This is a genomic window from Winogradskyella marina, assembly GCF_015645385.1.
GTDB lineage: Bacteria > Bacteroidota > Bacteroidia > Flavobacteriales > Flavobacteriaceae > Winogradskyella > Winogradskyella marina.
The window spans coordinates 168,587-183,290 of record NZ_JADOET010000003.1 but is presented as its reverse complement, the minus strand read 5'-3'; the positions used below and the strand labels follow the sequence as shown (position 1 = coordinate 183,290).

Sequence of the window (14,704 nt, the reverse complement as noted above, 5' to 3'; positions counted from 1 at the left end):
CTAATGGTTGCGTCAAAACCTAACTTTATTCAACCATACATTTTGGATTAGTCTGTTGTTTCATTTACTATTTTTCTTGAAAACAATCTTTTGCGAATTATATCTGATAATTTTTCAATTCTTACTTTTTTTATATCATATTCTGCAGGTATCAAATACTGGAAGCTCTTGTAGTTTTTTAGTATAAAAACTGTTGTTATTTTTTTTTCCGAATCTAAATTATAATCAATGACTTCTGTAAAGCTTTTCTGTTCAGGTTTGCCAGTATAAGTTTTCAACTCAATTCTCTCTGGTTTTAGCCTTAGAATTGAATCTGACAATTCATATTTACCATAGTGTTTTTCAAATGTGCTTTTCCCTCCATAATCACTAATGTTATTTTCTATTCTAATAAAATCAGCATTGTGTAATAAAATAATTTCACGATAATTATTAAAACCTACACTCTTAAATGAAATAGTATCACTTTTTTTAAGAAAGTTGTTACCCAATTCAGTTGGCTGCCCATTTGAAATGTAAATTCCTAAAACTGCAATTACTATATTGAACAGGTTTTTCATCTAAAGTGCTAACGATTTTGTGTGTGATTTCGTTGTGTAGTTTCAGCACTAAAGTTAACAAATAAATCACAGGTAGAACTTCCGCGACTCGATAGCTATCGGGATTCGTAAGTAGGCTATAACTAGCAGTGGCTTATTCTCGTTGTTGACATTACTTTTTCTCAATTTCCATTTTTGCAAAGTATATTAGAAAAGCGGTAAACACATTGGGTGAAATTAGTTTGAATTTTGTAGCATGAAAAAAATATCAAACTTCGGGATTTTTACATTACTATTTGTTAGTAGTTTAACCATTATGGTTGGAACCGTTATTGCTCCTTCATTATCTGGAATTGTAGCACATAAAAATTTAGGGTTTTCGCCTAGTTGGCTAATTACATTACCTTCTTTAGGAGTTGTGCTTTTTGCGCCTATTATAGGAAGATTACTTAATAAATTAGGAACTCTTAAATTATTGAGTTTAGGACTTATACCTTACGCTATTTTAGGTTTTGCGGGCGCATTTATAACTAATGATTATATATTGATTGCTGACAGAATATTATTAGGGGCAGCAACAGTTGCAATACAAGTATCCGTTACAGCTTATATAGCAGAGTTTTTTAGAGGTGAAGCACGAATGAAAATGATTGCTTGGCAGGGCATGTCTATAGAGTTAGGAGGTGTGGTGTTTTTGGCTGTTGGAGGTCTTTTAGGTGAAATAAATTGGCAATTTCCTTTTTACATCTATCTGATTGGTTTGCTATGTTTAATTTTAGTAGCGTTATCATTACCAAAACCTGAAAACCAGTCTATTGAAAATAAAGTTGAGCAAACAACCCATCCTAAAAATACAAAAGTAACACTCATTTTTATAGTATCATTTTTAGCTATGATGTCATTTTTTGTTGGTTTTGTAACCTTACCATTATACTTACCTGAAACTTTCGGTTTTACGGAATCTGAAACAGGTTATTTAATGGCTTTTATTTCTGTCATAGCAATTATAACAGCTAGTCAGATGCCTAAAATGGTAAAAGCATTTGGTGATGGTAAAACCGTTGCTATTGGATTCTTATTTTTTATGCTAGGTTATCTAGTATTAGCAATATCAGGAAGCGTGCTTTTTTTAGTGTTAACCGCAATTTTTATTGGTATAGGATTTGGGTTTACAATACCGTTATTAAACCATATGATGCTAGAAGCAAGTACAATTCAGAATCAAGGAAAGAATTTGGGGTTATTTTCAATGGGTGTTTTTGGTGGTCAATTTCTCTCTACATTTATTGAATATGTATCAAATAATTATACCGTAATATATGCTATGTCAGCTGGCTTAACGCTAATGATTGGAGTGGGTGTTTATATTATGTTTCAAAAGGAATCAAAGAAAAACTAACTAAATAAATTCTTCTTATTTTTGAGGTAGACCTTAAAAATAGATGAATAAAGAACATTTTAGTAAAAATTTTCAAATCATTGAAAACTTTCGAAATAACTCAGCTTTACTTTCAGCGAATTCTATGGGTATTTATTTTGAATTTAATTCAGAAAGTAATTTAAAAGTTCATTTTAAACCATTAAACGAAGTTTTTAATACGGATGGATTTACAAATAATAAAGGCATTTTATTAAATTTTGAACGCGAACTTATAGATGAAGATGATATTGAGTATGCCTTAGATGTCTTTTCGCTTTTTAATAAATATCCGCAATTTGAAATAACAGAAGCATCAAAAATAAAACAGATAAGCAACGTATTTCAATTACTTAAAAATGAATTTTATAGTAATGAAATGTCTCATATAATGCTTAAAACCTTATTGAAAGTGTTGTTGTTGCATTTAATTAGATATCAAAATAATAATTTTTTAAAACAGGATTTAAATCAAAAAAGAGTTTTTCAATTTTTAGAATTAATGGAAAAACACTTTTTAGAAAATACAAAAGCTAGTTTTTATGCCAATGAAATAGGGATTAGTTTAAAGCGCTTAAATCAAATTTTAAAAGAAAAACTGAATCTAACAGCAAAGCAAATTATACAGCAGAGACAAATAACAGAAGCCAAACGAAGACTTGTTAGAAGTAAAATAACAACTAAAGAATTAGCCTTTATATTAGGGTTTGATTCAATTAGTAGTTTCTCAAGATTTTTTAAAAAACACATAGGTGTTAGTCCATCTGCTTTTAGACAACAACATTAATCTAAAACTTATGATTTGTTGTGTAACGTTTTTAACTGAGAACGGTTTTGCATACTCACAATAGTCTCTGCTGGCTTTTTTAATTCGCAAAATTTATTTTTAAAATAATTTAAAAGCGACTTACTTCTTTAACGCCTCAACTTTGAAGCCTTTACTTTTTATTATAGCAACGACTTCTTCTTCACTAATACCCTCTGATTTTACAGTAAGGATTTTGTCTGTATTGTCCGTGTCCACATTCCAATTGCAAATACCCTCTGCGTTATCTAAATCAGACTGAACTTTTGAAACACAACCTCCACAATTGAGGTTTGTTTTGAATTTTAACTCTTGGTTTTCCATGTTTTTATTTGTTTTGAAAAATTTATTTATCATTTGTGTTATTACTTTTTCCATTTTAATCGCAAACTATTACTTACCACACTTACACTACTCATTGCCATAGCAGCACCTGCAATCATCGGATTGAGTAAAAAACCATTAATGGGGTATAAAATTCCGGCTGCAATCGGAATCCCAATCAGGTTATAAATAAAGGCCCAGAACAAATTTTGTTTAATCGTCGCTACGGTTTGTTTAGATAGTTTGATAGCTTGTGGTATTTTGGTTAAATCGGAAGAAATAATAGTCATTTTAGCCACATCCATTGCAATGTCTGAACCTTTTCCCATAGCAATACTTACATCTGCTGTTGCCAAAGCTGTACTGTCATTGATACCATCGCCCACCATAGCGACTGTTTTTCCTTGCTCTTGCAATTCTTTTACAAATTCGGCTTTGTGTTGTGGCAATACTTCTGCTTTGTAATGTTTAATGCCTGTTTGCTTGGCAATGGCTTTTGCCGTGGCTTCATTGTCACCTGTAAGCATATACAAATCAATGTCCATATCCTGCAATTCTTTAATCGCCTGTACAGATGTTTCTTTGATTTTATCGGAAATAGCAATTACCGAAAGCGCTTGTTTACTATCGGAAAACCAAATTATGGTTTTGGATAGTTTGCTCCAATTATCAGCTTGTTGTTGCAATTCTTTGGGAATACTGATGTTATTTTCAAATAACAACGTTTTGTTTCCTACGTAATAGGTTTCATTAGAATAGTCTGCTTTTGCTCCTTTACCGGTAATACTGTCAAAATTGGAAAGTGTCGTTGGGTTGACTTCTGCCAAATAATTTACAACTGCTTCTGCCAATGGGTGTTCAGATTGCTTTTCAATACTTAACAATATGTTTTTTGTGCTGTTATCATTATGCAACCATTGGATATCTGTAACTTGCGGACGACCTTCGGTAATGGTTCCGGTTTTGTCTAAAATGATAGCATTTACCTTTTTGGCTAACTCCAAACTTTCAGCATCTTTAATTAAAATGCCTTGTTCGGCACCTTTACCAACGCCTACCATAATTGCCGTAGGTGTAGCCAGTCCCAATGCACATGGACAAGCAATAACCAATACCGTAACGGCTGCCAATAATCCCTGAACAATGGCATTGTCACCGCCAAAAATCATCCAAACGATAAAAGTAAGTAATGCAATGCTCATTACCACAGGCACAAATATGCCTGCTATTTTATCCACCAATTTCTGAACAGGGGCTTTACTGCCTTGTGCATCTTGCACCATTTTTATGATTTGGGAAAGCATTGTTTCCTTACCGACTTTTAAAGCTTTAAATTGGAAACTCCCTTTTTGGTTTATCGTTCCTGCAAATACTTTTTCGTTTTCATTTTTTAATACGGGAAGCGGCTCTCCACTCAACATACTTTCATCCACATAAGAATTGCCCGAAACGACCATACCGTCAACTGCAATTTTTTCACCTGGCTTTACTAAAATGACATTTCCTTCAATAACGTCTTCAATGGGTGTTTGTTTTTCTGTTCCATCTGCTTGAATAACAATAACCGTTTTTGGTTGTAAACCCATGAGTTTATTAATGGCAGACGAGGTATTGCCTTTGGCTTTTTCTTCCAATAATTTTCCCAACAATATAAAGGCGATAATGACGGCTGCGGCTTCAAAATAAACGTGAGCGTCTAAGCCTCTTTGATGCCAAAAATCTGCCAGCAACATGTTAAACACACTAAACACATAGGCAATACCTGTACTTAATGCTACTAAGGTATCCATATTGGCTTTGCCGTGTTTGGCTTGTTTCCACGCATTTACGAAAAAATCGCTACCCAACCACAATACAACAGGTGTTGAAAACAGCCACATAATTTCATTCGCGTAAGGCATTTCCATAAAGAACATTCCTATTATAACAACCGGTAAAGAAAGAATGACCGCCCAAATGGTTTTGTTTTTGAGTGCTTTAAATTTCTTTTTGTGTATACTTTCAAGGGATTCTTGCTGTTTGGATTCCTCTTCAATTAATAAATCATATCCTGCACCTTGAACTGCTCTTCGTAGTTTTTCTGAATTGGTTACGTTGGAGAGATATTCAACCTTGAGATTACCCGTCGCATAATTGACAGATGCATTTACCACGCCTTCCTGCTGTGTTACGATACTTCCTGCACTACTCGCACAAGAAGCACAGGTCATTCCTAAGACAGGGTAAGTCTGCGTAACTGTATTTTTATTTGTTGTTTCCATAATATCGACTGTTTCAAATTACAATACAAAGTTGGCAATAATGGATTGGTTTTCTATTGTGGAATTTTGCAAATGATTTGTAAGATTTACTTAAACTTCATCCAAAGGCTTTCTTCTATCTTTGCGTATGTTTTTAAAATGACTGGGAGAAAGTCCTGTTATTTTCTTAAACTGATTACTCAAATAAGCAACACTTGAATAATTGAGACGGAATGCGATTTCGCTCAAAGACAATTCATCATACACTAATAGCTCCTTTACTTTTTCTATCTTTTGAGCAATAAAATATTTTTCAATAGTAGTACCTTCTACTTCAGAAAATAGGTTGGATAGGTAGTTGTAATCGTGCAAGAGTTTACTGCTTAACATTTCTGAAAGCTTGGTTTTATTTTCATTATCCTGATGATGCACTAAGTCGATGATAATAGTTTTAATCTGCTCAATTAGGCGACTTTTTTTGTCATCAATCAATTCAAACCCTAATGCCATCAAGGCTTTACTGAATTTTTCTTTTTCTTATGTTGTGAGTTCTTTTTCAAGTATTACTTCTCCCAATTGTACATCAACAGGTTCAATTCCTGAATTATCTAATTCATTTCTTACCGCCATAATACAACGGTTGCAAACCATATTTTTTATAAAGAGTGTGGTCATAATTTTTACGGATGTTTATTGTTTGCAGAGAATGTGTGTGTGAAACGTAGTAGTTTAAAAACAAAGATAGCAGAAATGAACCAAACTTTGAATTTTGTTCTTAACTGCTATTTTTTATACATGTTGTTGTATCTAGTTGTTTTTCAATCAACTATTAATACTTAATCAATATGTCTGCTATTTTCTGTAAATCTGTTTCTACAATTTCGGTTTTTGGGTGCTAATAATGGGAATATTTGCTGTTCTTGTCGACTGCTAGTGCGACGCTCCAGCATCCCAACCATGTGCTGCAATTAACATTGCTTCATTTGGTTGTATTCCCATTATTCTTGCTCCCCATTCATAAGTTGCTTTAAAGGGCTTGAATTTTTCAACATCCTTATTACTAAATTGTTAAAAAAGACACTTTCAAACTATTAACTTTAATGTTCTAGTTATGAGGTGATTATTTAGTTTCTGGTTTCCAAGCGAATTTTTGAAATGGTGCATCTACAGGTGTATTTGCAATATGATTGGTATAGTTACTAATCACTTTTTGAGATAAACCTAATATGATTTCTAAAACTTGTCTTTCTTCATAACCTGCTTTGTAAAACGTATCCAAATCGTCTTGTGTTACGTGTCCACGGTTACGCGCAATCTTTAAAGTAAAATCGTGTAAGACTTGTAATTTTTCGGTTGGCATAGCAGTTTTGTTTCGCAAGGCATCGCTTAAAGATGAATCTACTTTCATCATATGAGCAATACCTGTATGTGCAGGTACACAATAATGACATTCGTGCTCTACATTTATGGTTTGCCAAACCACAGTTAATTCTTCGTTGTTAAATGAAGATTGTGTAAACAGTTTGTGCAAGGTTTGATATGCCTCTAATATTCCTGGTGCTCCGGCTAATACTCCGTGTAAACCTGGAATCATTCCATTTTGCTTTAGAGATTGTTCTAATAACGCTTTGCTACCTTCTGGTGCTGTTTCGATGTTGTGAATTTTTAATGTTGTCATGTTTTTAAATTTTAAGATTCTGTTTTTATTGCTTTTTTTATAATTAAAATGTTTGCTATTGATACTAGTACAATGCCAATAGCAATATATACTAGTAACGATTTTGGTTGTACTCTTAATGAAAACTCGGCTATAAGTGCACCCATCATTGTAAGAAAACCAAGAATATTGGTGTAAGTTGCCCATTTTGTAAAAGGAACTGTAGCGTTATTTCTAATTACTTTATTTAGTAAACTAAACATTGCGGTTAAAAAATATCCTATCACTACAATCGTAATTAGTATTCCTGTTGCTATTCTAAAAAATGTAGGGTCAATACCTAAAGGCTTTGCCATTTCTATAAATGCTTGTACTGAAATCTCCCATCCTGCTAATTTTGAAATAGCAAATCTCGATAAGATAACTGCCATTAAGATGTTGGTTATAAATAATAATTTCTTCATAATAATTTGTTGTCTATAACTAAACTATCGTTTAGTTATAGATTAAAAAAAATGTTTATAAATTTTTGAAGGTCATTTCAATATAATCTTCTATCTCTTCTTGGGTATTTACCCTTGCAGCTACTGCTAAGCCGTGTTTTGCTAATACTAAATAATTAGCCTGTTTGGCTATGGTTTCTTCATCTTTGCCTGAATTTATTCTCAACTTTTCGGTAAATAGTTCTTTTAAATTGGACATAAATGCATTTATTTTTAGACGAACTATTTTATCTTGCTTGTCTGCAAACTCATGATAGGTATTGGTGTACAAACAGCCTTTTTCAAAGCCTTTTTGTGTACAGACGTTCACTGAATTATAAAAGAAACTCTTAATATCTTCAATACCATTATTAGCTTGTTCAAACTCTTCGAAAATGAAGCTCATTTTTTTACGATAACTCTTTAAGCTTTCAAGAAATAAACCGTGTTTGTTACCAAAACTTGAATAGATAGAAAATTTATTAATTCCCATTTCTTTCTCAAGCGTTTGCATAGACGTGTTTTCGTAACCATTTCGCCAGAATAAGTTCATAGCTTTTTCGATTACTTCAGATTCATTATATTTCTTTATTCTTGGCATTTTATATTTTATAACAGGACAAAACTAAACAATCGGTTAGAATTAAAAAAAAGTTTAACTTTTATTTTTGATTTTCTGTCAATTGGGTTGGGATTGATTAGGAAAGTTGCGGTTTTTGATAATTGGGAACGGTTTTATATACTTTGTTAGCAATAGTTTTTGTGCGTTATACCTTTTTATTGTTTGGCTAAAGACTCTAATAATTCATCTAATCTTTCTAAAGTTGAACTTAATCCGTCTTTCATTCTCATTTCGATTACGGTTTCTAATTCTTTAAGTGAATTATAAGATACTACAGTTTCAACATTTGATTTTTCGTTCAAATCGGTAAAAGTCACGAGCCATTTTGCCCTTGGCATGTCTGGATTTAAGTTTCCGTTCTCATCACAGAATCCATCTAAAGATTTGTAATAGTCGATTGGTTTAATTTCGGTAAAATCCGTCCTTCCCCAATGTTCCGTTCCATTTGGTTCTATCATTGCGTACAGCCAATGTCCACCAGCTTTAAAGTCCATTTTTTTTGTTTTGGCAGTTAAAGGTTTTGGTGCAAACCATTTTTCCAAAAATTCACTCTTCGTGTAGCAATCCCAAACAAGTTCGCGTTTTGCTGCAAAATCTCTTTTAATTGTTAACGTGTTGCTTTCTCTGTCTACGATAAATTCTGTTTTAGTCTTATTTTCCATTTTTTTTATTTTTCATTGTTAATAATAAGTTGTCAAGTTGATTATAACGGTCTTCCCATATTTTTCGGAACTGTTCCAGCCAATTGTCAATTTCTTTCATTTTGTCGATTTTTAATTGATAGAAAATTTCTCGCCCTACTTTCTGCTGTTCCAACAATTCACATTCGTTTAATATTTTAATGTGCTTTGAAACTGCTTGTCTTGAAACGTCAAATTCCTCTGCTAAAGCGTTTGGTGTTAATGCCTGTGTAGCTATTAGCAATAAAATTGCTCGTCTTGTTGGGTCTGAAATGGCTTGAAAAATGTCTCTTTTCATAAAATTGAATTCAAATTACGCAATCATTCGGTTGCTAATTTACATGCAACTATTCGGTTTCGCAATATTTTTCTTTATTTATTTTCTAAAATGTTGAAATTCAGAATAGAAGTTTGTTGGTTGTTCTTAAATTGTTGCTAACGTTGCTGTGTATAGTTAGTCTCGTGGTTAAGCAACTAATTTAGTAAACAAATACGAACCCGATAAAATTCTGAAGGAATTTTACAGATAAGCACTTACCAAAGCAATTAATTAGACACCGTGTTGTATACCGTTTTTTTATTTAGAATTCAGTTTTTTAATTTCTTCTATAAAGCTATTATAGTCAAATTTCCTTTTTAAAACTATATTTTGCAATAGATGATAACCATCCAATTCTTTGGCAATTTTTTTCTTGTTTTTAAGTTTTTGAAAAGTATAAAACTTGAAAGTAATAATCTGATTGTTAAATTCTAATATCAGAATAGAGTTTTGTGAACTTGAGTATTGTTCTGTAGTTTCGTATAAATTAAACTTGCCTTTATCTATTAATTTACCAAATTTATAATAACCAAAACTTCCAATTTTTTTAATGAATTTTTTTTGGTATAGATAATCTGCGGTTTGATATCCTTCAATTAATTCAGGTGTAAGATGTTCAGTGGGATCATCCAGATTCTTCTTGAACTTAACACTATCAAAAGAAATGCTATTTGTTTTAACAAATCCTTGAATGGTGTCAGTTTTAGTGAATATAGTTGCCTTAATCCATTTTTTGTTTTCTTGTGAAAATCCTATTTGATTAAAGAATAAAAATATTAAAATAAATGTTCTAAATATTGTTTTCATAAATGGTATACAACGTGTTATATAAATCAAAGCACATCATAATATCTCATCCTATTTTCCAGATATCAATAATTTTTATGTTTTGTTAGGCTTTAAAATTACCTAAAATAAATTGGTCCTATATACGTAAAGTCACGTATTTTATTTGGTATAAAATAAATACGTTTCAGAAATTAATATAGTATGAATCAATTTATGATTTAAGGGGTTCTCAAAACCTTAAAAATAACACGGTTTTAACATATTACTCGTTTTATTTCACCTTAAATTTTCAGTACTTTTATCTCCATATAAAAACAACTAAAAATATGAAGAAATTATCCCTTACAATTATTGCCTTTATTATTTCATTTTCGTCTGTTATGGCTAATGAAGGTATGTGGTTTCTAATGCATATAGAGCGTTTAAATCATCGCGATATGCAAAAAATGGGTTTACAATTAACTCCTGAAGAAATCTATAGTATTAACAATCAAAGTTTAAAAGATGCTATTGTGCAATTCAATGGAGGCTGTACCGCTAGTATCGTTTCAGATAGTGGTTTAGTTCTAACAAATCACCATTGTGGTTATAGTGCTATTGCAGAATTATCTACTGCAGAACAAAACCATTTAAAAAATGGATTTTGGGCAGGTTCTAAAGCAGAAGAATTAAAGCCAGAAAGCTTATACGTTCGCTTTTTTGTGCGTATGGACGATGTGTCTAAACGTATGTTGGCGCAAGTTAATGACAGCATGAGCGAAAAAGAACGTGAAGCAGCATTGAACAAAGAGATTGCTAAAATAGAACAAGAAAATAGCGAAGGTGGTAAATACACCGTTTCTGTACGTTCGTTTTACCAAGGTAATGAGTTTTACTACTTTGTTTACGAAGACTATAAAGATGTGCGTTTGGTAGGAACACCTCCAGAAAACGTAGGTAAATTTGGTGGTGACACTGATAACTGGGAATGGCCAAGACATACTGGTGATTTTTCATTATTCAGAGTGTATGCGGATGCTGAAGGGCAACCAGCCGAATATTCTACAGATAATGTGCCTTTAAATGCAAAATATCATTTACCCGTTAATATTGATGGAGTAGAGGAAGACGACTTTGCTATGATCTTAGGATATCCTGGTCGTACTAACCGATGGATGCCAGCACAAGGTGTTGAGCAAAACATAAAATTTGCGTATCCTGCTTGGGTTGAAGGTTCAAAATTAAGTATGGATGTGATGAAAAAATACATGGATGCAGACGAGTCTGTTAACCTTATGTATGCATCTGGTTATGCAGGTATTGCTAACTATTGGAAGAATAGAGGTGGAATGATTGACGCTTTAACGGAGCATAAAACCGTAGAGAAGAAGAGTAAAACTGAAGCTAAATTTGATAAGTGGGCGAATAAAAAAGCTAACAAAGCGATGTACGGTGATGTGATTAAAAACATCAATAATTATTATAGCTTAACGAATGAAAAAGCGAGACAAACCAACTATTTATTAGGTATTTTACGTTCTAGTAAATTTGCTGTTTTACCGTATAGAGTAGGATCGGCATTAAAACAATATGTTGGTGCTAGTGAAGCTGAACGTAAAAACCTTTTACCACGATTAGAGGCTTATATAGAAAGTAACTATGAAGATTATCACTTACCTTTAGAGAAAGAAATTCTAGCAAAACAATTAGGCTTGTTGGCTTCAAAATCTAACTATTCCTTACCAGAACTAGTTGCAGAGGTAGGAGAAAAAAATGACAATGACTTTACAGCCTATACCAATGCTATTTTTGATTTGAGTTTATTTTCTTCAAAAGAAGGTGCTTTAGCGTTTTTACAATATCCTGATGAAGCGATTCTTGAGAATGATCCTATGTTTAAATTATCGAATCAATTATTGGATAAGTATAGAGAACAACCTGAATCTTTAGAGCAGCCAACAAATGATTTTGAGGCGTCTTTTAGATTATTAGTAAAAGGCTTACGTGAATCTGGATTGAGTGATATTCAATATCCTGATGCGAATTCTACCTTACGATTATCTTATGGAAAAGTGAGAGCTTTACCAGCCGATAAACGCAACGATGCTAAAGTGAATAATTATACCACTTTTCAAGGTATGATTAATAAGTACAAACCTAATGATAGTGAGTTTGATTTAGACCAAAGCATGTTAGATAGTTTTGAAAAGAAAGATTATGGTCGTTATGCGAATGAACGTGGCGAATTATCTGTAAACTTCTTAACCGACAATGATATTACAGGTGGAAATTCGGGATCTCCAGTGGTTAACGGCAATGGAGAATTGATTGGTTTAGCGTTTGATGGTAACATTGAAGCCATGGCTGGTGATGTTATTTTCGATAAAGATTTACAACGTACTATCAATGTAGATATTAGATATGTATTGTGGTTAATTGATAAGTACTCTAATGCAAAGCATATTGTTGATGAGTTAACAATTGTTACCAAGTAGTTATTCTTAAAACTAGTGCTACTAAAAAAAGCGACCTGAAATTCAGGTCGCTTTTTTTTTGCACTATAATAAACGGTGTTGTGGTGCTTAAGAGGTTTTATCGATTTTCATTTCGTGCTTTCAACTTGTGCTTAAACGATGAAAGAAGATGCCTATTCCTTAAGAAACTTAACCGTATCGTAAGCTCCTATAGTTAGGAAATAGGTGCCTTTCGTTAAATTGCTAATGTCAAGAGGAGTTTGATTGTTAGATTTTCCTCTCAATACTAATTTTCCTGAAATGTCATAAATTGAATATTCAAATGCCTCTAAATTACCATTGACTTGAATAAAATCTGCAGATGGGTTAGGGTACACGTTAATGTTTTGAGTCGGTGTTTCAATGTGGACTACACTAAGCGTTTCATTTCTCGCTTGAATATTATCAATGTCTAATACGGCATCAATAGGATCTCCTTCCCAGTTTGGTGTGTCGTTATGAAGTATTCGAAATTCTCTAACATCGTCAAACGTACTATTGTACCCAAGGCCAGAGGTTGTGATGTTCGTTAATGAATTTTCGTCAATAGGAAATACAATAGTTTGCCAGCCTTGTCCTGGGATGACCGCTATAGGATTGGTAGAACTAAACCTTCTACTGGTTGAAAAGCCTTCAAAAGTCAATCTTAAAAGAATAATTGATGAACCCGAATTCCTCACATCCATAGAAATATAAGTTACGCCAGCAGCATTATAATCTCCTTGCCATTGCGCATTATTGAAGGTAACTAATTTAGAATCTGAACCACTACCACCATTAGATTGTACTCTTAAGAAGTTGTCATCAGTTCCGTTAGGTCCGTCGGTTAAAATGTTTTGGTTTGGTACGGTGGAGTTGCTTCCTTTGGTCCAGTTTTCAGTGGTTACACCTTCAAAATCATCAATAAGACTTAAAGCTATTTTGGGTTCGCCTGTATCAGCTAAGCCCATATCGTCATTTCTCGCTGTAATATTGTCAATGTCCAATATGGCTTCAATAGGATCTCCCTCCCAACTTGGTGCATCGTTATGAAGCACTCGAAATTCTCTAACATCGTCAAACGTACTATTGTACCCAAGACCAGAGGTTGTGATGTTGGTTAATGAATTTTCGTCAATAGGAAATACAATTGTTTGCCAGCCTTGTCCTGGAATAACCGCTATAGGATTGGTAGAACTATATCTTCTACTGGTTGAAAAGCCTTCGAATGCTAATCGTAAATAAAGGGTTTCAGAACCTGAATTTCTCACATCCATAGCAATATAAGTCACGCCAGCAGCATTATAATCTCCTTGCCATTGCGCATTATTGAAGGTAACTAATTTAGAGTCTGAACCGCTACCACCATTAGACTGTACCCTTAAGAAGTTATCATCACTTCCGTTAGGTCCATCGGTTAAAATGTTTTGGTTTGGTACGGTGGAGTTGTTTCCTTTGGTCCAGTTTTCAGTGGTTACACCTTCAAAATCATCAATAAGACTTAAAGCTATTTTGGGTTCACCTGTATCAGCTAAGCCCATATCGTCATTTCTCGCTGTAATATTGTCGATGTCCAATATAGCTTCAATAGGATCTCCCTCCCAACTTGGTGCATCGTTATGAAGTATTCGAAATTCTCTAACATCGTTAAACGTACTATTGTACCCAAGACCAGAGGTTGTGATATTGGTTAATGAATTTTCGTCAATAGGAAATACAATAGTTTGCCAGCCTTGTCCTGGGATAACCGCTATAGGATTGGTAGAACTAAATCTTCTACTGGTTGAAAAGCCTTCAAAAGCTAATCGTAAAAAAAGGGTTTCTGAACCCGAATTTCTAACATCCATAGAAATATAAGTCACGCCAGCAGCATTATAATCTCCTTGCCATTGCGCATTATTGAAGGTAACTAATTTAGAATCTGATCCGTTTCCGCCATTAGATTGTACTCTTAAAAATTTATCATCAGTTCCGTTAGGTCCGTCGGTTAAAATGTTTTGGTTTGGTATTGTTGAATTGTTTCCTTTAGTCCAGTTTTTAGTGGTGTAATCTTCAAAATCATCTGTTTGATTAAGGGTTATTTGAGATAAAGCAAATAAGGGTAAAAGTAACAGTGTAATACATATAAAGAATTTCATTTTGTAATAAGTTTATGATTGATAGAGTTGGTTGGCTTCGCCTGTGCTTGGTGCTCGGCGCAGCTTGTTTCAGCGCCTAATTTAATAAATTGAACTTAAATAGACCCTGTGCGTTATGAACTAAAAATGTAAAATTCGTGTGTGGTTTTGTAAGTGGTTGACGTTTAGGTATTATTTTTATAAGGCGATGCTATTTTTTTTGTAGTACTTTGATGTGCATC

General features: G+C 33.2%; 14 protein-coding genes and 1 pseudogene. 3 read left to right on the top strand and 12 right to left on the bottom strand.

Annotated elements, in window-relative coordinates; genetic code table 11:
- Positions 1-47 precede the first annotated feature (47 nt).
- Positions 48-560: a hypothetical protein gene (locus ITJ86_RS05870; RefSeq protein WP_195870687.1), complete on the bottom strand. Its 513-nt coding sequence runs from the start codon at positions 558-560 to the stop codon at positions 48-50.
- Positions 561-795: 235 nt separating this feature from the next.
- On the opposite strand from ITJ86_RS05870, the gene ITJ86_RS05865 reads away from it, so the two are divergent.
- Together ITJ86_RS05865 and ITJ86_RS05860 are read left to right on the top strand one after the other, a co-directional pair.
- Positions 796-1,938 (top strand): MFS transporter, encoded by a 1,143-nt coding sequence (locus tag ITJ86_RS05865; RefSeq protein WP_195870686.1) that lies wholly within the window; start codon positions 796-798, stop codon positions 1,936-1,938.
- A gap of 43 nt (positions 1,939-1,981) precedes the next feature.
- Complete coding sequence (locus ITJ86_RS05860) at positions 1,982-2,743, top strand: helix-turn-helix domain-containing protein (RefSeq protein WP_195870685.1); 762 nt, start codon at positions 1,982-1,984, stop codon at positions 2,741-2,743.
- A gap of 120 nt (positions 2,744-2,863) precedes the next feature.
- Here the strand turns inward: ITJ86_RS05860 and ITJ86_RS05855 are convergent, their stop codons facing one another.
- The 10 genes and pseudogenes from ITJ86_RS05855 to ITJ86_RS05815 all read right to left on the bottom strand — a co-directional run bounded on the left by ITJ86_RS05855 (position 2,864) and on the right by ITJ86_RS05815 (position 9,892).
- On the bottom strand, positions 2,864-3,085 hold the full coding sequence (locus ITJ86_RS05855; RefSeq protein ID WP_195870684.1) for a heavy-metal-associated domain-containing protein: 222 nt from the start codon (positions 3,083-3,085) through the stop codon (positions 2,864-2,866).
- 41 nt (positions 3,086-3,126) lie between these two features.
- Positions 3,127-5,346: a heavy metal translocating P-type ATPase gene (locus tag ITJ86_RS05850; RefSeq protein WP_195870683.1), complete on the bottom strand. Its 2,220-nt coding sequence runs from the start codon at positions 5,344-5,346 to the stop codon at positions 3,127-3,129.
- A gap of 90 nt (positions 5,347-5,436) precedes the next feature.
- Positions 5,437-5,841, bottom strand: a pseudogene (locus ITJ86_RS05845) (helix-turn-helix domain-containing protein); the annotation flags it as partial.
- Between the two features lie 21 nt (positions 5,842-5,862).
- Positions 5,863-6,000 carry a hypothetical protein gene (locus tag ITJ86_RS17605; RefSeq protein ID WP_394370113.1) on the bottom strand — a complete coding sequence of 46 codons (138 nt, stop codon included), beginning with the start codon at positions 5,998-6,000 and terminating at the stop codon, positions 5,863-5,865.
- A gap of 445 nt (positions 6,001-6,445) precedes the next feature.
- The gene (locus ITJ86_RS05840; protein ID WP_195870682.1) at positions 6,446-7,003 is read right to left on the bottom strand and encodes a carboxymuconolactone decarboxylase family protein; all 558 of its coding nucleotides are present in this window, start codon (positions 7,001-7,003) and stop codon (positions 6,446-6,448) included.
- 11 nt (positions 7,004-7,014) lie between these two features.
- A complete protein-coding gene (locus ITJ86_RS05835) occupies positions 7,015-7,446 on the bottom strand; it encodes a hypothetical protein (RefSeq protein ID WP_195870681.1) in 432 nt (143 codons plus the stop codon).
- Positions 7,447-7,501: 55 nt separating this feature from the next.
- Positions 7,502-8,065, bottom strand: a complete 564-nt coding sequence (locus tag ITJ86_RS05830; RefSeq protein ID WP_195870680.1) for a TetR/AcrR family transcriptional regulator — start codon at positions 8,063-8,065, stop codon at positions 7,502-7,504.
- A gap of 176 nt (positions 8,066-8,241) precedes the next feature.
- Positions 8,242-8,748: an SRPBCC family protein gene (locus ITJ86_RS05825; RefSeq protein WP_195870679.1), complete on the bottom strand. Its 507-nt coding sequence runs from the start codon at positions 8,746-8,748 to the stop codon at positions 8,242-8,244.
- Entirely contained in the window at positions 8,738-9,064 is a 327-nt protein-coding gene (locus tag ITJ86_RS05820; RefSeq protein ID WP_195870678.1) for an ArsR/SmtB family transcription factor, read from the bottom strand. Before ITJ86_RS05820 ends, ITJ86_RS05825 begins: the two co-directional genes overlap by 11 nt.
- 279 nt (positions 9,065-9,343) lie before the next feature.
- Positions 9,344-9,892 (bottom strand): hypothetical protein, encoded by a 549-nt coding sequence (locus ITJ86_RS05815; protein WP_195870677.1) that lies wholly within the window; start codon positions 9,890-9,892, stop codon positions 9,344-9,346.
- 308 nt (positions 9,893-10,200) lie between these two features.
- On the opposite strand from ITJ86_RS05815, the gene ITJ86_RS05810 reads away from it, so the two are divergent.
- Positions 10,201-12,348 carry a S46 family peptidase gene (locus ITJ86_RS05810; RefSeq protein ID WP_195870676.1) on the top strand — a complete coding sequence of 716 codons (2,148 nt, stop codon included), beginning with the start codon at positions 10,201-10,203 and terminating at the stop codon, positions 12,346-12,348.
- 152 nt (positions 12,349-12,500) lie between these two features.
- Here ITJ86_RS05810 and ITJ86_RS05805 read toward each other — a convergent pair whose 3' ends face one another.
- Positions 12,501-14,483, bottom strand: coding sequence for a T9SS type A sorting domain-containing protein (locus ITJ86_RS05805; protein ID WP_195870675.1), 1,983 nt, complete (start codon positions 14,481-14,483; stop codon positions 12,501-12,503).
- Between the last annotated feature and the right edge of the window lie 221 nt (positions 14,484-14,704).